The organism is Paenibacillus sp. sgz302191 (assembly GCF_057749925.1).
Map to the genome: position 1 here is coordinate 1 of NZ_JBYLHY010000128.1, position 311 is coordinate 311.

The following is a 311-nucleotide window of genomic DNA, read 5'->3' on the forward strand; positions in this document are numbered from 1 at the left end:
AGCCAGCCGCCGAAGGTGGGGTAGATGATTGGGGTGAAGTCGTAACAAGGTAGCCGTATCGGAAGGTGCGGCTGGATCACCTCCTTTCTATGGAGTCCATGACAACTGCAGGTTGTCGGACAAACAAGTTTCTTCACTCGTGTTCAGTTTTGAAAGGTCAATCCTTTCAAAAGCAATGTTTTGCTCCTTGAAAACTAGATAACGAAACGAAACGTAAAGCGTGAAACTTAGAAATCCTTTTCGTTGACTGTGTCACAGCAGTTAATGAAAGTACGTTCTAGTGGTTAAGCTAGAAAGAGCACACGGAGGAT

General features: G+C 45.0%; 1 rRNA gene. It reads left to right on the forward strand.

Going from position 1 to position 311, the window contains the following annotated elements:
• Positions 1-87, forward strand: a 16S ribosomal RNA gene (locus AC3G2T_RS38905); the annotation flags it as partial.
• Positions 88-311 lie beyond the last annotated feature (224 nt).